This is a genomic window from Streptomyces sp. JN8 (assembly GCF_055808075.1).
Genome location: NZ_CM147852.1, coordinates 2,460,975 through 2,481,126 on the forward strand (window position 1 = coordinate 2,460,975; position 20,152 = coordinate 2,481,126).

9 protein-coding genes, 1 tRNA gene and 3 rRNA genes are annotated in these 20,152 nt (G+C 67.0%); 3 read left to right on the plus strand and 10 right to left on the minus strand.

The genetic code is table 11. The annotated features are described in order from the left end of the window. Positions 1-120 precede the first annotated feature (120 nt). Complete coding sequence (locus ACY0MR_RS10485) at positions 121-5,598, minus strand: HAMP domain-containing protein (RefSeq protein ID WP_473560460.1); 5,478 nt, start codon at positions 5,596-5,598, stop codon at positions 121-123. Between the two features lie 270 nt (positions 5,599-5,868). Here ACY0MR_RS10485 and ACY0MR_RS10490 point away from each other — a divergent pair, with 270 nt between their 5' ends. Next, positions 5,869-8,517 carry a SpoIIE family protein phosphatase gene (locus ACY0MR_RS10490; RefSeq protein ID WP_473560462.1) on the plus strand — a complete coding sequence of 883 codons (2,649 nt, stop codon included), beginning with the start codon at positions 5,869-5,871 and terminating at the stop codon, positions 8,515-8,517. Between the two features lie 98 nt (positions 8,518-8,615). Here ACY0MR_RS10490 and ACY0MR_RS10495 read toward each other — a convergent pair. The 7 genes from ACY0MR_RS10495 to thyX all read right to left on the minus strand — a co-directional run bounded on the left by ACY0MR_RS10495 (position 8,616) and on the right by thyX (position 17,939). Then, positions 8,616-8,691 (minus strand) — tRNA-Thr (locus ACY0MR_RS10495). 5 nt (positions 8,692-8,696) lie between these two features. After that, positions 8,697-8,813 (minus strand): 5S ribosomal RNA (gene rrf / locus ACY0MR_RS10500). Positions 8,814-8,886: 73 nt separating this feature from the next. Next, a 23S ribosomal RNA gene (locus ACY0MR_RS10505) occupies positions 8,887-12,006 on the minus strand. A 283-nt stretch (positions 12,007-12,289) separates the two neighbouring features. Further along, a 16S ribosomal RNA gene (locus ACY0MR_RS10510) occupies positions 12,290-13,815 on the minus strand. The 16S, 23S and 5S rRNA genes sit together here with 1 tRNA gene alongside, the layout of an rRNA operon. A gap of 520 nt (positions 13,816-14,335) precedes the next feature. After that, positions 14,336-16,021 (minus strand): ribonuclease J, encoded by a 1,686-nt coding sequence (locus ACY0MR_RS10515; RefSeq protein ID WP_361852697.1) that lies wholly within the window; start codon positions 16,019-16,021, stop codon positions 14,336-14,338. A 99-nt stretch (positions 16,022-16,120) separates the two neighbouring features. Then, positions 16,121-17,020, minus strand: a complete 900-nt coding sequence (gene dapA, locus ACY0MR_RS10520) for a 4-hydroxy-tetrahydrodipicolinate synthase (RefSeq protein WP_388793997.1) — start codon at positions 17,018-17,020, stop codon at positions 16,121-16,123. Between the two features lie 178 nt (positions 17,021-17,198). After that, entirely contained in the window at positions 17,199-17,939 is a 741-nt protein-coding gene (thyX, locus tag ACY0MR_RS10525; RefSeq protein ID WP_361852692.1) for an FAD-dependent thymidylate synthase, read from the minus strand. 156 nt (positions 17,940-18,095) lie between these two features. Here thyX and ACY0MR_RS10530 point away from each other — a divergent pair, with 156 nt between their 5' ends. Together ACY0MR_RS10530 and ACY0MR_RS10535 are read left to right on the plus strand one after the other, a co-directional pair. Next, the gene (locus ACY0MR_RS10530; protein WP_361852690.1) at positions 18,096-18,335 is read left to right on the plus strand and encodes a hypothetical protein; all 240 of its coding nucleotides are present in this window, start codon (positions 18,096-18,098) and stop codon (positions 18,333-18,335) included. Between the two features lie 54 nt (positions 18,336-18,389). After that, entirely contained in the window at positions 18,390-18,950 is a 561-nt protein-coding gene (locus ACY0MR_RS10535; protein ID WP_361852687.1) for a hypothetical protein, read from the plus strand. Here the strand turns inward: ACY0MR_RS10535 and ACY0MR_RS10540 are convergent. Both ACY0MR_RS10540 and dapB read right to left on the minus strand, forming a co-directional pair. Beyond that, entirely contained in the window at positions 18,940-19,392 is a 453-nt protein-coding gene (locus ACY0MR_RS10540; protein WP_361852684.1) for a hypothetical protein, read from the minus strand. The two genes, ACY0MR_RS10535 and ACY0MR_RS10540, sit on opposite strands and share 11 nt — an antisense overlap. Positions 19,393-19,397: 5 nt before the next feature. After that, entirely contained in the window at positions 19,398-20,150 is a 753-nt protein-coding gene (gene dapB, locus ACY0MR_RS10545; protein WP_392040277.1) for a 4-hydroxy-tetrahydrodipicolinate reductase, read from the minus strand. Positions 20,151-20,152 lie beyond the last annotated feature (2 nt).

Below are 20,152 nucleotides of genomic sequence, written 5' to 3' on the forward strand. Positions count from 1 at the left end.
ACGGTCCCGGCGCGAGGCGCATCTCCCCGCCCCGGCGCTCCCCGCGGCACGGAGGGCACTCCCCCGCCGGCGGTCCCGTGGTGCGGAGCAGCCCGCCCGCACCACGGGACGCGACCGGCCTCACTCCCCGCGCATCCACTGCTCCATGACGGACAGCAGGTGATCGGGGTCGACCGGCTTGGTCACGTAGTCCGAGGCACCGGACTCGATCGCCTTCTCCCGGTCGCCCTTCATCGCCTTCGCCGTCAGCGCGATGATCGGCAGCCCCGCGAACTGCGGCATGCGCCGGATCGCGGTCGTCGTCGCGTACCCGTCCATCTCCGGCATCATGATGTCCATCAGGACGATCGTGACGTCGTCGTGCTGCTCCAGGACCTCGATGCCCTCCCGCCCGTTCTCCGCGTAGAGCACCGCGAGTCCGTGCTGCTCCAGGACGCTGGTGAGCGCGAACACGTTGCGGATGTCGTCGTCGACGATGAGCACCTTCTCCCCCGAGAAGCCGAAGGTGCGGCGCGGCTCGGCCTCAGCCTCCTGCTCGGGCCGCTCCACGGCGATCTGCTGCCCGGCCTGACCCGGCGCCTCCGTCCGCGCCCCGGTCGCCTCCGCGGCCGCCTTCCGCCGGTGCCGGAAGAGCGCCCCGGCCCCGGACCGCGCCTCCGTCCGTACGGGCGGCGGCGAGAAGTGCGGGAACGGGTGGACGGCGCCGGCGGCCGTCTCCTCGGCGCCCTGCTGCGGATCGTCCGCCGCCCCATGCCCGTACCCGGGCGGCAGCTCCGTCGGGCTCAGCGGCAGGTACAGGGTGAACGTCGAGCCGCGGCCCGGCTCGCTCGCCGCGAAGATCTCGCCCCCGAGCAGCCGCGCGATCTCCCGGCTGATCGAGAGCCCCAGGCCCGTACCGCCGTACTTCCGGCTGGTCGTGCCGTCGGCCTGCTTGAACGCCTCGAAGATGACCCGCATCTTGCTCGCGGCGATCCCGATGCCGGTGTCCGTGACCGAGAAGGCGATCAGATCGGCCTCCGGGTCCCGCAGCGAACCGGCCTCCAGGAGCTGCTCGCGGATCGACTGCGGCACGTCGATCCCGGCCGGCCTGATCACCAGCTCCACCGCCCCCGTGTCGGTGAACTTCACCGCGTTGGACAGGAGGTTGCGGAGCACCTGGAGCAGCCGCTGCTCGTCGGTGTGCAGGGTGGCCGGCAGCTCGGGCGAGACCCGCACCGAGAAGTCCAGCCCCTTCTCCGCCGTCAGCGGCCGGAAGGTCGCCTCCACGTAGTCGACGAGCTGGACGAGCGCGATCCGGGTCGGCGAGACGTCCATCTTGCCCGCCTCGACCTTGGACAGGTCGAGGATGTCGTTGATCAGCTGGAGCAGGTCCGAACCGGCGCCGTGGATGGTCTCCGCGAACTCGACCTGCTTCGGCGTCAGATTCGTCTCGGCGTTGTCCGCGAGCAACTTGGCCAGGATCAGCAGCGAGTTGAGCGGGGTGCGCAGCTCGTGCGACATGTTCGCCAGGAACTCGGACTTGTACCGCATGGAGACGGCGAGCTGTTCGGCCCGCTCCTCCAGGACCTGCCGCGCCTCCTCGATCTCGGTGTTCTTCACCTCGATGTCCCGGTTCTGCCGGGCGAGGAGCTCGGCCTTCTCCTCCAGCTCCAGGTTGGAGCCCTGCAGCTCCTTCTGCCGGTGCTCCAGCTCCGCCGACCGCTCCTTGAGCTGCTCGGTGAGCTCCTGCGACTGCTGGAGCAGCACCTCGGTCTTGGTGTTGACGCTGATCGTGTTCACGGTCGTGGCGATCAGCTCGGCGAGCTGGTTGAGGAAGTCGCGCTGGATCTGCGTGAACGGCTGGAACGACGCCAGCTCGATCACGCCGAGGACCTTGCCCTCGAAGAGCACCGGGAGCACGATCACGTGCGCCGGGGAGGCCTCCCCCAGCCCGGAGGAGATCTTCAGATAGCCGGGCGGCACGTTGACCTGGATGGTCCGCTTCTCCTCGGCCGCCGTCCCGATGAGCGTCTCGCCGGGCCGGAACGAGGTCGGCATGGACCCTGCGGAGTATCCGTAACTCCCCCGCATCCGCAGCTCGTACGAGCCCTCCCCCTCACCGACGAGTTCGGCGTCGCCGTGCGCGGAGCCGGTCGGCATCGCCACGAAGAAGGCGCCGTGCTGCGCCGAGACCACCGGGGTCAGCTCGCTCATGATGAGCGAGGCGACGTCGTCCAGGTCCCGCCGGCCCTGCATGAGGCCGGAGATCCGGGCCAGGTTGCCCTTCAGCCAGTCCTGCTCCTCGTTGGCGAGGGTGGTGTCGCGCAGGTTGGCGATCATGGTGTTGATGTTCTCCTGGAGGGCCTGGATCTCGCCCGCCGCGTCGACACCGTCGATCTTGAGGTTGAGGTCTCCCCGCGTCACCGCCGTGGCGACGGCGGCGATCGCCCGCACCTGCCGGGTCAGGTTCCCGGCCATCTCGTTCACGGACTCCGTCAGGTCCCGCCAGGTGCCGTCCACGTCGCGCACCCGGGCCTGACCGCCGAGCTGGCCGTCGGTGCCCACCTCGCGGGCCACGCGGGTGACCTCCTCGGCGAAGTTCGACAGCTGGTCGACCATCGTGTTGATGGTGCTCTTCAGCTCCTGGATCTCACCGCGCGCGTCGATGTCGATCTTCTTGGTGAGGTCGCCCTTGGCGATGGCCGTGGTGACCGCGGCGATCTGGCGCACCTGACCGGTGAGGTTCGAGGCCATCGAGTTCACCGACTCGGTCAGGTCCTTCCAGGTGCCGGAGACACCCGGCACCCGGGCCTGACCGCCCAGCTCGCCCTCCGTGCCCACCTCACGGGCCACCCGGGTGACCTCGTCGGCGAACGACGACAGGGTCGTCACCATCGTGTTCACGGTGTCGGCGAGCTCGGCGACCTCGCCGCGCGCCTCGACCGTCACCTTCTTGGTCAGGTCGCCGTTGGCGACGGCCGCGGAGACCCGGGAGATGTTCCGCACCTGACTCGTCAGGTTGTTGGCCATCAGGTTGACGTTGTCGCTCAGGTCCTTCCAGGTGCCCGTGACGCCCCGGACCCGCGCCTGACCGCCGAGGATGCCCTCCGTGCCCACCTCGCGGGCCACGCGCGTGACCTCGTCGGCGAAGTTCGACAGCTGGTCGACCATGGTGTTGACGGTCGTCACCAGCTCCAGGATCTCGCCCCGGGCGTCGACGGTGATCTTCTTCGACAGGTCGCCCTTGGCGACCGCCGTCGTGACCTCGGCGATGTTCCGCACCTGGATGGTGAGGTTGTTCGCCATGAAGTTCACGGACTGGGTGAGGTCCTTCCAGGTGCCGGAGACCCCCTGCACCTCGGCCTGACCGCCCAGGATGCCCTCGGTGCCCACCTCGCGGGCCACCCGCGTCACCTGCTCGGCGAAGTTCGACAGCTGGTCGACCATCGTGTTGAGCGTGTTCTTCAGCTCCAGGATCTCGCCGCGGGCGTCCACGTCGATCTTCTGCGACAGGTCGCCCCGCGCCACCGCGGTCGCGACCTGCGCGATGTTGCGGACCTGGGTGGTCAGGTTCCCGGCCATGCCGTTCACCGAGTCCGTCAGATCCCGCCACACACCGGCCACACCCGGCACCTGCGCCTGCCCGCCGAGCCGCCCGTCGGTGCCCACCTCGCGGGCCACCCGCGTCACCTGGTCGGCGAACGCGGAGAGCTGGTCGACCATCGTGTTGATGGTGTTCTTCAGCTCCAGGATCTCGCCGCGGGCGTCCACGTCGATCTTCTGCGACAGGTCGCCCCGCGCCACCGCCGTCGTCACCTGCGCGATCTGCCGCACCTGCGAGGTCAGGTTGCCGGCCATGAAGTTCACCGAGTCGGTGAGCTCCCGCCAGCGCCCCGACACGCCGTCCACCCGCGCCTGACCGCCCAGTCGGCCCTCGGTGCCCACGTCCCGCGCCATCCGGGTCACCTGGTCCGCGAACGACGACAGCTGCGACACCATCGTGTTGACGGTGTTCTTCAGCTCCAGCATCTCGCCGGCCACGTCGACCGTGACCTTCTGCGACAGGTCGCCGTTGGCCACCGCCGTCGTCACCTGCGCGATGTCACGCACCTGGCCGGTCAGGTTCCGGAAGGCCGTGTTCACCGAATCGGTGAGGTCCTTCCACGTTCCGGCCGCACCCTTCACCTCGGCCTGGCCGCCCAGCAGACCCTCGACGCCGACCTCCCGGGCCACCCGGGTCACCTCGGAACCGAAGGCGGACAGCTGGTCCACCATGGTGTTGACGGTGTTCTTGAGCTCCAGCATCTCGCCGGCCACGTCCACGGTGACCTTCTGCGAAAGGTCGCCGTTGGCCACCGCCGTCGTCACCTGCGCGATGTCACGCACCTGCGTGGTGATGTTCCGGAAGACGGTGTTGACCGAGTCCGTGAGGTCCTTCCACGTCCCCGCCGCGCCCGGCACCTGCGCCTGGCCGCCGAGCAGGCCCTCGGCCCCCACCTCGCCCGACACCCGGGTCACCTCGTCGGCGAAGATCCGCAGCGTCTTCGTCATCTGGTTGATGGTGTCCGCCAGCTGCGCGATCTCACCGCGCGCCGACACCCGCACCTTCTGCGACAGGTCGCCGTTGGCGACCGCCGTCGTGACCTCGGCGATACCGCGCACCTGGCTAGTCAGGTTGCCCGCCATCGTGTTCACGGAGTCCGTGAGGTCCTTCCACACACCGGCGACCCCGGCCACCTCGGCCTGACCGCCGAGCTCGCCCTCCGTGCCCACCTCGCGGGCGACCCGGGTCACCTCGGACGAGAACGAGGACAGCTGGTCGACCATCCGGTTGACGGTGTTCTTCAGCTCCAGCATCTCGCCGGCCACGTTCGCCGTGACCTTCTGCGACAGGTCACCGTCCGCGACCGCCGTCGTCACCAGCGCGATGTCCCGCACCTGGGCCGTCAGCCGGTTCGCCATGGTGTTGACCGAGTCCGTGAGGTCCTTCCACGAACCGGACACCCCGCGCACCTGCGCCTGCCCGCCCAGCTTGCCGTCCGTACCCACCTCGACGGCGACCCTGGTCACCTCGGAGGCGAACACCGACAGCTGGTCGACGAGGTTGTTCGCGGTACGGGCCACCTTGAGGAACTCGCCGCGCAGCGGCCGCACCGTCCCGTCGGCACCCTCCGAACGCAGGTCCATCCGCTGGTCCAGGTCGCCCTCGGCCACCGCCGAGAGCACCCGGCCCACCTCGGACACCGGCCGGGCCAGATCGTCGACGAGCGCGTTCGCGGCCTCGATCGCCGCCGCCCACGCGCCCTCCCCGGCCCCGGCCTCCAGACGCTCGGACAGCTTGCCCTCGCGCCCCACCACCCGGCGGACCCGGGACAGCTCACCCGTCACGTGCATCTGCCGGTCCGCGACCTCGTTGAACACGGCGGAGATCTCCGCCATGACCCCGTCGCCGGACACCGTGAGCCGCCTGCGGAGGTTGCCGTCCCGCATGGACACCAGTGCGGCCAGCAGCCGCTCCAGCGCAGCCGCGTCGACCTGCACCGTCCCCCCACGGGAACGCCCGCCCCTCGTGCGCGTACCGCTGCCTCCGCCGCGCCGCGCCGCCGTGCCAGGTTCCACCGTGTCCCTCCCGAAAGGGGTCGACCGTACCGCTCCGGCTTCCGCCGGTAGCCTGCCCAGTGTTTCACCGCCACCGAACCAGGCGATAACAGTTCGGCAGCTTCGCACATCCGTCCCTACCCTCTGGGGGCGGATTCAGCGATGACCGGCATCCGCTCGGACGGTGAAGGTAAGTAACCTGGCTTCCGACTGTCCAACCGCCCCGGTCCGCCCGGCGGGGGCGGTGTGGTGCACAGACGACCACCGGGCAGCGGGAGGGACAGACCGAGCATGGCAGAGCCGGGCGTCGAGACGCGTACGAGGAGTTCTGTGATCACCGCGCGGGCGACTGCCAGCTTCGAGCCCGTCGGGCGGTCCGTCGCGGCCGCCCGCGCCTTCGTCCGGGACACCCTCCAGGGCTGGGGCCACCCGGAGCTCGTCGACGACGCCGTCGTGCTGACCAGCGAGCTCGTCACCAACGCCGTCATCCACGCCGGCACCTCCGCGGAGGTCCTCTGCCTCCGCTCGGACGACAGCATCCGCGTCGAGGTCGCCGACCGCTACCCGGAGCGCGAGATCCCCGTCCAGGCCGGCGGCCGCGCCCTCGCCAACCCCGACCGCGAGAACGGCCGCGGCCTGCTGCTCTGCGCCGCCCTCGCCCACCGCTGGGGCGTCGACTACACCCCGACGCGAAAGCACGTCTGGTTCCACCTCGACCTCGCCCAGCGCCCGGTCGGCACCCGCTCCGCGGGCCCGGTCCTCCCCGAGTCCCTCCTCCCCGTCACCGACAGCCGCGTCCGGGTCGCCGTCGTCCAGATCGACCGCGGCGGCGCCATCAGCGCCTGGAACGAGGACGCCGAGGAACTCTTCGGGTACGCCTCCGAACAGGTCACGGGCAAGCCCCTCGGCGATCTCGCCGCCTGGCCCCACACCCCCGGCATCGGCACCGGCCTCGCCGAGGCCCTCCGCCTCTCCCGCTGGGAGGGCAGCTACGGCATCCGCTGCTCCGACGGCCGCGTGATCCCGGTCTACGCCGCCCACCTCCGCGTCCGCGACGCCCAGGGAGAGCCCTCGACCGTCTGCCTCCTGGTCCGCGAGCACGAGCGGGCGATCCTCCAGACCCCGCAGCGCCCCGCCGCGGAGCCGGGCTCGGAGAGTCGCACGACCGACCCCTTCGAGGTCTTCATCGGCTCCCCCGCCCCCGACGACCTGGACGGACTCCTCCAGCGCACGGTCGAGCGCGCCCGCGACATGCTCGACGGCGACGCGGCCTTCCTGCTCCTGGCCACCGACGACGAGACGGAACTGGAGGTACGGGCGACCACCGGTCTCCCGGCCGCCCGCCAGCGCTTCGCCCGCGTCCCCGTCGAGACCGGCGCCAGCCGCTACGGCTCCGCCCGCATGCCCGCCGTGCACGAGGACCTGGCCGCCGTACCCGGCGCCGTCCCCCTCCTCGAAGGCACCGGCATGCGCTCGGTCGTCACCGTGCCCCTGAAGGTGGAGGGCCGGCTCACCGGCTCCCTCGGCGTGGCAGCCGAGACCGCGAACCGCTACTCGAACGAGGAGGCGCTGCGCCTCCAGTTCGCCGCCGACCGCATCGCCCTGGCTGTGGAGTCCGCCCGCCTGGGCGAGCTGGAGCGCCTGCGCCGCGGCTCCCTCAGCTTCCTCGTCGAGGCCTCGGACCTGCTGGCCGGCACCCTCGACCGCGACCAGACGCTGGCGCTGATGGCCCAGATGACGGTCCCGACCCTCGCGACCTGGTGCGCGGTCTACACGATCGCCGACCAGGCCTCCGACCCGTACCTCTCGTACGTGCTGCACGAGGACGAGGACCGCATCGACGGCCTCAAGGACCTGCTGTCCTCGATCTCGCCGCCCGACCCGGTGCCGACGCCCGGCGCCCGCGTCTGGACCGCCCCGGGCGAGGCCGCGCAGCGCGCGGCGGTGACCGCCTCGGTCCGCGCCCTGGACCACCCGGCGAGCCCGCTCTCCTCCGGCATCGACGCCACCCTCGCCACAGCGAGCACGGTCGCCGGCGAGACGGTCGTCCTGCCGCTGGTCGCCCGCAACCGGGTCATCGGCATGCTGACCCTCGGCAGGCCTTCGGAGGACCACTTCCGCCAGGAGATCCTGGAGCTCGCCGAGGACCTCTCGCGCCGGGCCGCCCTGGCCCTGGACAACGCCCGCCTGTACTCGGAGCGCGTGGCGATCAGCCAGTCCCTCCAGCGCAGCCTCCTGCCGCCCGGCCTGCCGGACATCCCGGGGGTCGAGGTGGACGTGATCTACCGAGCGGCCGGCGAGGGCAACGAGGTGGGCGGCGACTTCTACGACCTCTTCCCGATCCGCGACGGCGCCTACGGGTTCGCCATCGGCGACGTCTGCGGTACGGGCCCGGAGGCGGCCGCGGTCACCGGCCTGGCCCGGCACGCGCTGCGGCTGCTGGCCCGCGAAGGCTTCGGCGGCCCGGCCGTCCTGGAGCGCCTGAACGCGGCGATCCTCGACGAGGGCGCCCGCAGCCGCTTCCTCACGCTGCTGTACGGCGAGATGCGCCCGCAGGAGGACGGCTCCGCGATCCTCAAGGTCGTGTGCGCCGGCCATCCGCTGCCGCTGCGCCTGCGTCCCGACGGCTCGGTGAGCCCCGCGGCTGAGCCCCAGCCGCTCCTGGGGGTGATGGAGGACCTCGAACTGTACGAGGAGACCGTCACGCTCGACCCGGGCGACGTCCTCCTGTGTGTCACGGACGGCGTGACGGAACGCCGTGAGGGCACCCGCATGCTGGGCGACGACGGCCTCGCCGAGGTCCTCAAGACCTGTACGGGCCTGACGGCCGGCGCGGTCGCCGCGCGGGTGCTCCGCGCGGTGGAGCGCTTCGCGCAGGCTCCGGCCTCCGACGACATGGCGATCCTGGCCATGCGCCTGCGCGAGCCGGACGACCGCTGACGGCACGGGCGATCCCCCCTTCCCGGGGGATCGCCGGCCGATGCGCTTCTCCCGGGAACGCAGAAAGGCCCCCGCCACGAGGCGGGGGCCTTTCTCTTTGGAGCCCTTTAACGGAATCGAACCGTTGACCTTCTCCTTACCATGGAGACGCTCTACCGACTGAGCTAAAAGGGCGGGTTGTTCGGCGGCGTCCTACTCTCCCACAGGGTCCCCCCTGCAGTACCATCGGCGCTGAAAGGCTTAGCTTCCGGGTTCGGAATGTAACCGGGCGTTTCCCTAACGCTATGACCACCGAAACACTATGAAGTTGAACTCGACCGGCAAAGGGAGTTCATTGCTTCAGAACTAACACAGTGGACGCGAGCAACTGAGGACAAGCCCTCGGCCTATTAGTACCGGTCAGCTCCACCCATTACTGGGCTTCCACATCCGGCCTATCAACCCAGTCGTCTACTGGGAGCCTTACCCTCTCAAGGAGGTGGGAATACTCATCTCGAAGCAGGCTTCCCGCTTAGATGCTTTCAGCGGTTATCCCTCCCGAACGTAGCCAACCAGCCATGCCCTTGGCAGGACAACTGGCACACCAGAGGTTCGTCCGTCCCGGTCCTCTCGTACTAGGGACAGCCCTTCTCAATATTCCTACGCGCACAGCGGATAGGGACCGAACTGTCTCACGACGTTCTAAACCCAGCTCGCGTACCGCTTTAATGGGCGAACAGCCCAACCCTTGGGACCGACTCCAGCCCCAGGATGCGACGAGCCGACATCGAGGTGCCAAACCATCCCGTCGATATGGACTCTTGGGGAAGATCAGCCTGTTATCCCCGGGGTACCTTTTATCCGTTGAGCGACGGCGCTTCCACAAGCCACCGCCGGATCACTAGTCCCGACTTTCGTCCCTGCTCGACCCGTCGGTCTCACAGTCAAGCTCCCTTGTGCACTTACACTCAACACCTGATTGCCAACCAGGCTGAGGGAACCTTTGGGCGCCTCCGTTACCCTTTGGGAGGCAACCGCCCCAGTTAAACTACCCATCAGACACTGTCCCTGATCCGGATCACGGACCGAGGTTAGACATCCAGCACGACCAGAGTGGTATTTCAACGGCGACTCCACCATGACTGGCGTCACGGCTTCAAAGTCTCCCACCTATCCTACACAAGCCGAACCGAACACCAATATCAAACTGTAGTAAAGGTCCCGGGGTCTTTCCGTCCTGCTGCGCGAAACGAGCATCTTTACTCGTAGTGCAATTTCACCGGGCCTATGGTTGAGACAGTCGAGAAGTCGTTACGCCATTCGTGCAGGTCGGAACTTACCCGACAAGGAATTTCGCTACCTTAGGATGGTTATAGTTACCACCGCCGTTTACTGGCGCTTAAGTTCTCAGCTTCGCCCTGTCGAAACAGAGCTAACCGGTCCCCTTAACGTTCCAGCACCGGGCAGGCGTCAGTCCGTATACATCGCCTTACGGCTTCGCACGGACCTGTGTTTTTAGTAAACAGTCGCTTCTCGCTGGTCTCTGCGGCCACCCCCAGCTCACGGAGTAAATCCGATCACCAGTGATGGCCCCCCTTCTCCCGAAGTTACGGGGGCATTTTGCCGAGTTCCTTAACCATAGTTCACCCGAACGCCTCGGTATTCTCTACCTGACCACCTGAGTCGGTTTAGGGTACGGGCCGCCATGAAACTCGCTAGAGGCTTTTCTCGACAGCATAGGATCATCCACTTCACCACAATCGGCTCGGCATCAGGTCTCAGCCTTAATGTGTGACGGATTTGCCTATCACACGGCCTACACCCTTACCCCGGGACAACCACCGCCCGGGCTGGACTACCTTCCTGCGTCACCCCATCGCTTACCTACTACCACCTTGGGTCGACGGCTCCACCACTTTCCATTCCCCGAAGGGTCCGGAACGGCTTCACGGCCTTAGCATTAATGGGCTCGATATTGGGCGTTTCAAAGCGGGTACCGGAATATCAACCGGTTGTCCATCGACTACGCCTGTCGGCCTCGCCTTAGGTCCCGACTTACCCTGGGCAGATCAGCTTGACCCAGGAACCCTTAGTCAATCGGCGCACACGTTTCTCACGTGTGTATCGCTACTCATGCCTGCATTCTCACTCGTGAACCGTCCACAACTCGCTTCCGCGGCTGCTTCACCCGGCACACGACGCTCCCCTACCCATCACAACACCCGTTGGGGCTTAACGCTGCAATGACACGACTTCGGCGGTACGCTTGAGCCCCGCTACATTGTCGGCGCGGAATCACTTGACCAGTGAGCTATTACGCACTCTTTCAAGGGTGGCTGCTTCTAAGCCAACCTCCTGGTTGTCTCTGCGACTCCACATCCTTTCCCACTTAGCGTACGCTTAGGGGCCTTAGTCGATGCTCTGGGCTGTTTCCCTCTCGACCATGGAGCTTATCCCCCACAGTCTCACTGCCGTGCTCTCACTTACCGGCATTCGGAGTTTGGCTAAGGTCAGTAACCCGGTAGGGCCCATCGCCTATCCAGTGCTCTACCTCCGGCAAGAAACACACGACGCTGCACCTAAATGCATTTCGGGGAGAACCAGCTATCACGGAGTTTGATTGGCCTTTCACCCCTAACCACAGGTCATCCCCCAGGTTTTCAACCCTGGTGGGTTCGGTCCTCCACGAAGTCTTACCTCCGCTTCAACCTGCCCATGGCTAGATCACTCCGCTTCGGGTCTTGAGCGCGCTACTGAATCGCCCTATTCGGACTCGCTTTCGCTACGGCTTCCCCACACGGGTTAACCTCGCAACGCACCGCAAACTCGCAGGCTCATTCTTCAAAAGGCACGCAGTCACGACATACAGCAAGCTGTATGCGACGCTCCCACGGCTTGTAGGCACACGGTTTCAGGTACTATTTCACTCCGCTCCCGCGGTACTTTTCACCATTCCCTCACGGTACTATCCGCTATCGGTCACCAGGGAATATTTAGGCTTAGCGGGTGGTCCCGCCAGATTCACACGGGATTTCTCGGGCCCCGTGCTACTTGGGTGTCTCTCAAACGAGCCGTCAATGTTTCAGCTACGGGGGTCTTACCCTCTACGCCGGACCTTTCGCATGTCCTTCGCCTACATCAACGGTTTCTGACTCGTCCTGTCGCCGGCAGACGACAGAAGAGAGATCCCACAACCCCGCATGCGCAACCCCTGCCGGGTATCACACGCATACGGTTTGGCCTCATCCGGTTTCGCTCGCCACTACTCCCGGAATCACGGTTGTTTTCTCTTCCTGAGGGTACTGAGATGTTTCACTTCCCCTCGTTCCCTCCACATGCCCTATGTGTTCAGGCATGGGTGACAGCCCATGACGACTGCCGGGTTTCCCCATTCGGAAACCCCCGGATCAAAGCCTGGTTGACGGCTCCCCGGGGACTATCGTGGCCTCCCACGTCCTTCATCGGTTCCTGGTGCCAAGGCATCCACCGTGCGCCCTTAAAAACTTGGCCACAGATGCTCGCGTCCACTGTGTAGTTCTCAAACAACGACCAGCCACCCATCACCCTGACTTAACAAGCCAAGTTCACTGGGGCCGGAATCTTGAAGGACGACCAGCCGGCCGTACCCTCAGACACCCAACAACGTGCCAAGCACACTCTTCTGAACTCTCATCACGTTCCACGCCGAAGCAGTACTGGTGAAGGAGACATCCGAGTGTGCCAACTAATCAACGTTCCACCCATGAGCTGACCGTGCAGAACGTTTGCCTGCAATCGGTACTGTGCTCCTTAGAAAGGAGGTGATCCAGCCGCACCTTCCGGTACGGCTACCTTGTTACGACTTCGTCCCAATCGCCAGTCCCACCTTCGACAGCTCCCTCCCACAAGGGGTTGGGCCACCGGCTTCGGGTGTTACCGACTTTCGTGACGTGACGGGCGGTGTGTACAAGGCCCGGGAACGTATTCACCGCAGCAATGCTGATCTGCGATTACTAGCAACTCCGACTTCATGGGGTCGAGTTGCAGACCCCAATCCGAACTGAGACCGGCTTTTTGAGATTCGCTCCGCCTCGCGGCATCGCAGCTCTTTGTACCGGCCATTGTAGCACGTGTGCAGCCCAAGACATAAGGGGCATGATGACTTGACGTCGTCCCCACCTTCCTCCGAGTTGACCCCGGCGGTCTCCTGTGAGTCCCCATCACCCCGAAGGGCATGCTGGCAACACAGGACAAGGGTTGCGCTCGTTGCGGGACTTAACCCAACATCTCACGACACGAGCTGACGACAGCCATGCACCACCTGTATACCGACCACAAGGGGGGCACTATCTCTAATGCTTTCCGGTATATGTCAAGCCTTGGTAAGGTTCTTCGCGTTGCGTCGAATTAAGCCACATGCTCCGCTGCTTGTGCGGGCCCCCGTCAATTCCTTTGAGTTTTAGCCTTGCGGCCGTACTCCCCAGGCGGGGAACTTAATGCGTTAGCTGCGGCACCGACGACGTGGAATGTCGCCAACACCTAGTTCCCAACGTTTACGGCGTGGACTACCAGGGTATCTAATCCTGTTCGCTCCCCACGCTTTCGCTCCTCAGCGTCAGTAATGGCCCAGAGATCCGCCTTCGCCACCGGTGTTCCTCCTGATATCTGCGCATTTCACCGCTACACCAGGAATTCCGATCTCCCCTACCACACTCTAGCCTGCCCGTATCGGATGCAGACCCGGGGTTAAGCCCCGGGCTTTCACACCCGACGTGACAAGCCGCCTACGAGCTCTTTACGCCCAATAATTCCGGACAACGCTTGCGCCCTACGTATTACCGCGGCTGCTGGCACGTAGTTAGCCGGCGCTTCTTCTGCAGGTACCGTCACTTTCGCTTCTTCCCTGCTGAAAGAGGTTTACAACCCGAAGGCCGTCATCCCTCACGCGGCGTCGCTGCATCAGGCTTTCGCCCATTGTGCAATATTCCCCACTGCTGCCTCCCGTAGGAGTCTGGGCCGTGTCTCAGTCCCAGTGTGGCCGGTCGCCCTCTCAGGCCGGCTACCCGTCGTCGCCTTGGTAGGCCATTACCCCACCAACAAGCTGATAGGCCGCGGGCTCATCCTTCACCGCCGGAGCTTTCAACCAGCCCCCATGCGGAAGCCGGTGTTATCCGGTATTAGACCCCGTTTCCAGGGCTTGTCCCAGAGTGAAGGGCAGATTGCCCACGTGTTACTCACCCGTTCGCCACTAATCCACCCCGAAGGGCTTCATCGTTCGACTTGCATGTGTTAAGCACGCCGCCAGCGTTCGTCCTGAGCCAGGATCAAACTCTCCGTGAATGTTTACCCGTAATCGGGTGACACTCGCGTTGAGCGGGACGGTCAAGCCGGAATGTGGCCGACCGTCCACAGCGTCCTCGCTGTGTATGTCGCCTACCAACCACAAGGGCCGGCAGGACTTTCAAAGGAACCTCGCCATCCGAAGATGGACGGGGTATCAACTAATCTGGCGTTGATTTTTGGCACGCTGTTGAGTTCTCAAGGAACGGACGCTTCCTTCGTACTCACCCTCTCGGGCTTTCCTCCGGGCTTTCCCTTCGGTCTTGCGTTTCCGACTCTATCAGATCTTTCCGATCCGATTTCCTCGGTGCTTTCCGGTCCCTTTTGTTTTCACTCCGGGGGCCTTTCGGCGATTCCGACTTTATCAGAAGATCTGAGTCGGATTTCCCGCCTCCCGGTGAAGCGATCGGGCGCACGTCGGCGCCGGGGCTTCCCGTTCTGGCGGAGCCGTAAACGTACTGGAGCGGGGCGCCCCGATGCAAATCGAGGGGCCCCGCCCCGGAGTGCCGCAGGTCGGAGGTCAGACCTCGACGACGACCGGGAGGATCATCGGACGCCTGCGGTAGGTGTCGGACACCCACTTGCCGACGCTGCGGCGGATCAGCTGCTGGAGCTGGTGGGGCTCCACGACGCCGTCCTGGAAGGACTTGTTCAGGGCCTGGTCGATCTTCGGCAGCACCGCGTCGAACGCGGCGTCGTCGATGCCCGAACCCCGGGCGTGGACGTGCGGGCCGCCCACGATCTTGCCCGTCGAGGAGTCGACCACCACGAAGACCGAGATGATGCCCTCCTCGCCGAGGATCCGGCGGTCCTTGAGGGAGGTCTCGGTGACGTCGCCGACCGAGAGGCCGTCCACGTACACGTACCCGGCCTGGACCTTGCCGGTGATGCGGGCGCGGCCGTCGACCAGGTCGACGACGACGCCGTCCTCGGCGATGACGATGTGGTCCTTCGGGATGCCGGTCATCGCGCCGAGCTCGGCGTTGGCACGCAGGTGGCGCCATTCGCCGTGGACCGGCATGAGGTTCTTCGGACGGCAGATGTTGTAGAAGTACAGCAGCTCGCCGGCCGAGGCGTGGCCCGAGACGTGGACCTTGGCGTTGCCCTTGTGGACGACGTTCGCGCCCCAGCGGGTCAGGCCGTTGATCACGCGGTAGACCGCGTTCTCGTTGCCGGGGATCAGCGACGACGCGAGGATCACCGTGTCGCCGGGGACGATCCGGATCTGGTGGTCGCGGTTGGCCATGCGGGACAGCGCGGCCATCGGCTCGCCCTGGGAGCCCGTGCAGACGAGCACGACCTCGTCGTCCGGGAGGTCGTCGAGGGTCTTCACGTCCACGACGAGGCCGGCCGGGACCCGCAGGTAGCCGAGGTCGCGGGCGATGCCCATGTTGCGGACCATCGAGCGGCCGACGAAGGCGACCCGGCGGCCGTACTCGTGGGCGGCGTCGAGGATCTGCTGGATGCGGTGCACGTGGCTGGCGAAGCTGGCCACGATGATGCGCTTCTGGGCGTTCGCGAAGACCGTGCGCAGGACGTTGGAGATGTCCTTCTCCGGCGGGACGAAGCCCGGGACCTCGGCGTTCGTGGAGTCCGAGAGGAGGAGGTCGATGCCCTCCTCGCTCAGCCGGGCGAACGCGTGCAGGTCCGTGAGGCGGCCGTCCAGCGGGAGCTGGTCCATCTTGAAGTCGCCGGTGGCGACGGCCATGCCCGCGGGGGTGCGGATCGCGACCGCGAGCGCGTCCGGGATGGAGTGGTTGACCGCGATGAACTCGCAGTCGAACGAGCCCAGGACCTCGCGGTCGCCCTCCTTCACCTCGAGGGTGTAGGGGCGGATGCGGTGCTCCTGGAGCTTGGCCTCGATCAGGGCGAGGGTCAGCTTGGAGCCGATCAGCGGGATGTCCGGCTTGAGCCGGAGCAGGTAGGGGACGGCACCGATGTGGTCCTCGTGGCCGTGCGTGAGCACGATGCCCTCGATGTCGTCGAGGCGGTCCCGGATGATGCTGAAGTCCGGGAGGATCAGGTCGACGCCCGGCTGCTCCTCTTCGGGGAAGAGGACGCCGCAGTCGACGATGAGCAGACGGCCGTCGAACTCGAAGACCGTCATGTTTCGGCCGATCTCGCCGAGCCCGCCGAGCGGGATGACGCGCAGGGCGCCCTTCGGCAGCTTCGGCGGGGCACCGAGTTCGGGATGCGGATGACTCAAAAGACTCTCCTCACCACGCACGCCACGTACCCCTCGGCACGTGGCGCGCATGACATTCGTGCACTTGCTGTTGTCAGTGTTCAGTTGTGAAGTCCGTTGTCAGAGCTCTACCCCGCCGGCGGCCAGGTCGACCTTGAGCTGCTCGGTCTCGGGGGCGGACAGCTCCACGAGGGGCAGCCGCAGGGGGCCGGCCGGGAGGCCCTGGAGGGCGAGCGCGGCCTTGGTGGTCATGACGCCCTGGGTGCGGAACATCCCGGTGTAGACCGGGAGCAGCTTCTGGTGGATCTCGGTGGCCTTCTGGATCTCGCCGCCCAGGTGGGCTTCGAGGAGGGCGCGGAGCTCCGGGGTGACGACGTGGCCCACGACGGAGACGAAGCCGCAGGCGCCGACCGAGAGCAGGGGCAGGTTGAGCATGTCGTCGCCGGAGTACCAGGCGAGGCCGGAGCGGGCGATGGCCCAGCTGGCGCGGCCGAGGTCGCCCTTGGCGTCCTTGTTGGCGACGACGCGCGGGTGCTCGGCGAGCCGGACGAGCGTCTCGGTGTCGATCGGGACGCCGCTGCGGCCGGGGATGTCGTAGAGCATCACCGGGAGCTCGGTGGCGTCGGCGATGGCCGAGAAGTGCCGGTACAGGCCCTCCTGTGAGGGCTTGTTGTAGTAGGGCGTGACGGCGAGGAGGCCGTGCGCGCCGTCGCGCTCGGCGGTGCGGGCCAGGTCGAGGGAGTGGTGGGTGTCGTTGGTGCCGACGCCGGCCACCACGTGGGCGCGGTCGCCGACCGCCTCCAGTACCGCTCGTACCAGCTCCGATTTCTCCGCGTCGCTGGTGGTGGGGGACTCGCCGGTGGTCCCGTTGATGACGAGGCCGTCGTTGCCTGCGTCCACCAGGTGGGTGGCCAGTCGCTGGGCACCGTCGAGGTCGAGTGCGCCGTCCGCCGTGAAGGGCGTGACCATGGCGGTGAGGACCCGCCCGAAGGGGGTCTGCGGAGTGGAGATCGGAGCCATGGGTAACACGCTACTCGCTGCTCAGCGCCGGGTGTCCCCTAGGGGGACAGGAGAAAGGGAGCCCGGCGCTGCCTGCTCGGGGGTTCAGGCAGCGCCGGGTCCGTTTGATCAGCCTAGATGAACTTCGTGAAACGTCGCAATACGGACACTTCGCACGGGTGGTTCGGACATCTGTGCCCTACGGGGCCACACGGCCGTTCTTGTTGAAGGCGCCGTGGGTCAGCGGCATCAGCCGGGCCCAGTGCTCCTCCATCTTCTCGCCGACCATCTCGATCTCACGCTGTGGGAAGGACGGGACCGCGGCGAGCTCGTGCTGGGTGCGCAGACCGAGGAAGTGCATCAGCGAGCGGGCGTTGCACGTGGCGTACATCGAGGAGAAGAGGCCGACGGGCAGGACCGCGCGGGCGACCTCGCGGGCGACACCGGCGGCCAGCATCTCCTGGTAGGAGGCGTACGCCTGGCGGTACGAGTCCTCCATCGTGCGGCTGACCAGGTCGTGCTGCTCCTGGGTGCCGTCGACGAAGACGTACTTGCCGGGGCGGCCCTCCTGGACGAGCTTGCGGGAGGCGTCGGGGACGTAGAAGACCGGCTGGAGCTCCCTGTAGCGGCCCGACTCCTCGTTGTACGACCAGCCCACGCGGTGCCGCATGAACTCGCGGAACACGAAGATCGGGGCGCTGATGAAGAAGGTCATCGAGTTGTGCTCGAAGGGGCTGCCGTGGCGGTCCCGCATCAGGTAGTTGATCAGGCCCTTGGAGCGCTCCGGGTCCTTCTGGAGCTCTTCGAGGGACTGCTCGCCCGCAGTGGAGACCCGCGCGGCCCAGAGGACGTCGGAGTCGGCCGCCGCGCTCTTGACCAGGTCGACGGTGATGTCGCTCCGCAAGTCGATCTTCACGTTCTCGGTGGGGCTGTCGGTCACCAGCGGTCCTTCCCATCGGCTAATGCAGTCGCCCACTCTAACGACGTCCTACCGGAGGATGAGATTCGGCTACTTCGGTGAATTCAGGGCACCAGAACCCCGGATCCGTCGTCTGTACCTGTGACGCATGACAACGACCCGAGGAGAGTGGCCCTGATGTTCAGCCGGAAAGAGCCCGTACCGTTCGCGTTCGTCGCGGAGGCGGACCACTTCCGCAGTAACGTCACTCCACCACCCCGGGAGCGCCTCGGTGCCTCGCAGATCGTGGGCCGCACCCTGCTGGGCCTGACGGTCGTCGCCGGCCTCGTGGGCTCGTTGGTCTTCGGGATGCCGTCCCTTCAGGCGGGGGACTCCGCCACTCATCGGCAGCAGTCCGAGGCCTCCGACAACCGCTGAGGTAGCCTCACCGGGCACTGCCCCTTCGAGCGTGCTTGTGAGTGAGGACCTGTCGTGCCCCTGCCCTTTCTGACGGCCGACCGTGCTTTTGACACGACCGACCACGTCGCCCTGCCGTTCGACGACCACGACCAGTGGCGCCGTCCGTACCGGCCGGGCTCCTGGCGGGTCGGGGCGGCGGCGCTCGCGCTGCTGTTCGCCTCGTTCGTCCTCCTCGCCGCGGTGATCATCACCGCGGCCGGAGGATTCAGCGGCGGGGCCGCCACCCTGGCCACCGCCGTGCTCGTCATCCTGGCCGCCCTGCGGATGCTGCGCATGGGGACCTGGGTGAGCCGCGCCGGGATCCGGCGCGCGGCCTTCTTCTCCACCACCACCGTGCCCTGGGCGAAGGTGACCTCCGTCCGCACCGTGCAGCAGCCGGTGCGCTGGCTGGGGCTCCCCCGCACCGTGCAGGGCCAGGCCCTGGTCCTCGACCGGCGGGACGGCGAGCAGCTGATGCTGCTCACCGACCACAACGCCGACTTCCTCTCCCGCGTCGAGGCCTTCGACCGGGCCGCCGACACGGTCGAGGCCTGGAACGCCGAGTACGGCGTGGCCCCGGTCGCTACGCGCTGACCGGACGGCCCTCGTGGAGGGCGATGGCCCGCTGCATCGCCTTGCGGGCCCGGGGGGTGTCGCGGGCGTCGTGGTAGGCGACCGCGAGCCGGAACCAGCAGCGCCAGTCGTCCGGGGCGTCCTCCGTCTCGGCCTTGCGCCGGGCGAAGACCTCGTCGGCCGAGTCGCGGTCGATCCGGCCGCCCTGGGTGCGCTTCAGCTCGTCGACGGGCAGGCCGCCCTCCGCCTCCAGTTCGGTGGCGAGGCGGCCCGCCTGGCGGGCGAACCGGGTGTTCTTCCAGAGGAACCAGCCGCCGACGCCGGGCAGCAGGAACGCCACGGCGCCCATCCCCATGGCGGCCGGCTCGCCCGTGAGGAGGAGCAGGACGCCCTCCATCGCCACCACGCCGAAGACGAGGACGAGCACGGTGGCCAGGAAGACGTACGTGATCTTTCCACCCATGACCGTCAGCCCAGGTCCAGGAAGTTCTCCAGGCCGAAGGTCAGGCCCGGAGCGGTGGTGACACGGCGGGCGCCCAGCAGGATGCCCGGCATGAAGCTGGAGTGGTGGAGCGAGTCGTGGCGGACCGTCAGGGTCTCCCCCTCGCCGCCGAGCAGCACCTCCTGGTGGGCCAGCAGGCCCGCGAGGCGCACGGCGTGCACGCGGACGCCGTCGACGTCGGCGCCGCGCGCCCCGTCCAGGGCGGTCGCGGTGGCGTCGGGCTGGGCGCCGAGACCCGCCTCGGCCCGGGCGGCCGCGATCAGCTGGGCCGTCCGGGTCGCGGTGCCCGAGGGGGCGTCCACCTTGTGCGGGTGGTGCAGCTCGACGACCTCGACGGACTCGAAGTAGGGGGCCGCGATCTGGGCGAACTTCATGGTGAGGACCGCGCCGATGGAGAAGTTCGGAGCGATGAGGACGCCGGTCTCCGGGGAGGCGGCGAGCCAGGTCCGCAGCTGCGCGAGGCGCTCCTCGGTCCAGCCGGTGGTGCCGACGACGGCGTGCATCCCGTGGCGCACGCAGAAGTCGAGGTTCTCCATGACCGAGGCCGGGGTGGTCAGCTCGACGACGACCTGGGCGTCCGCCTCGACGAGGCGCTCCAGCTTGTCGCCGCGGCCGAGGGCCGCGACCAGTTCCATGTCCTCGGCGGCCTCGACGGCCTTGACCGCCTCGGAGCCGATGCGGCCCCGTGCACCGAGGACGGCCACGCGCAGCTTGCTCATTG

Coding starts and splice junctions, on each gene's coding strand:
- ACY0MR_RS10490 (WP_473560462.1), top strand. CDS start 5,869: ATGGCAGAGCCGGGCGTCGAGACGCGTACGAGGAGTTCTGTGATCACC.
- ACY0MR_RS10530 (WP_361852690.1), top strand. CDS start 18,096: ATGTTCAGCCGGAAAGAGCCCGTACCGTTCGCGTTCGTCGCGGAGGCG.
- ACY0MR_RS10540 (WP_361852684.1), bottom strand. CDS start 19,392: ATGGGTGGAAAGATCACGTACGTCTTCCTGGCCACCGTGCTCGTCCTC.
- dapB (WP_392040277.1), bottom strand. CDS start 20,150: ATGAGCAAGCTGCGCGTGGCCGTCCTCGGTGCACGGGGCCGCATCGGC.
- dapA (WP_388793997.1), bottom strand. CDS start 17,020: ATGGCTCCGATCTCCACTCCGCAGACCCCCTTCGGGCGGGTCCTCACC.